The following is a 504-nucleotide window of genomic DNA, read 5'->3' as shown; positions in this document are numbered from 1 at the left end:
TTGTTGCACCCGTCAAAGTCACAGGTATAGGGCTTGTCCCCTGTATGGGAACGTTTGTGAGTGGTGAGATCGACGGACCGGGCAAAACGCTTATTGCACCCGTCATGGTCACAAAGAAAGGGCCTGTTTCCTGTATGGATGCGTTTGTGAGCAATGAGATTACCGGATGAGGCAAAAGACTTGTTGCACCCGTTCTGGCCACAGACAAAGGGCCTGCCCTCTGTGTGAACTTTTAGCGTGTACATCCCACAGAAATCTGCAGGCCTATCATCGTCAATTAGAACCTGAAGCTCTCTGTAATGCTCATGTACCCAGGCATATAAATGCGGAAACCGGGAAGGAGGCAGCTCACCCGAAGAAAGTGGAGAACAGTGGATGTGAGGGGAAGTTTCCTCATCTGAAGACACATAACACATGTTTGCCTTATCCCAGATCCATGTTGTAGCACTCGTTTCAACGGCCAGATGCTGTACGGGTGCTGAGGCGGTGAGAGTTAATCCGGTT

The 504-nt window shown here is 50.2% G+C and carries 1 protein-coding gene; it reads right to left on the bottom strand.

Annotated elements, in window-relative coordinates; all coding sequences use genetic code 11:
• Positions 1–245 (bottom strand): C2H2-type zinc finger protein (locus E1189_RS26095; RefSeq protein WP_408014672.1); only part of this gene is annotated, 245 nt, incomplete at its 3' end.
• Positions 246–504: the final 259 nt, after the last annotated feature.

The sequence above is a fragment of the Parendozoicomonas verongulae genome (assembly GCF_009711465.1).
Classification (GTDB): domain Bacteria; phylum Pseudomonadota; class Gammaproteobacteria; order Pseudomonadales; family Endozoicomonadaceae; genus Sansalvadorimonas; species Sansalvadorimonas verongulae.
This window is presented reverse-complemented; position numbering and strand designations above follow the sequence as displayed.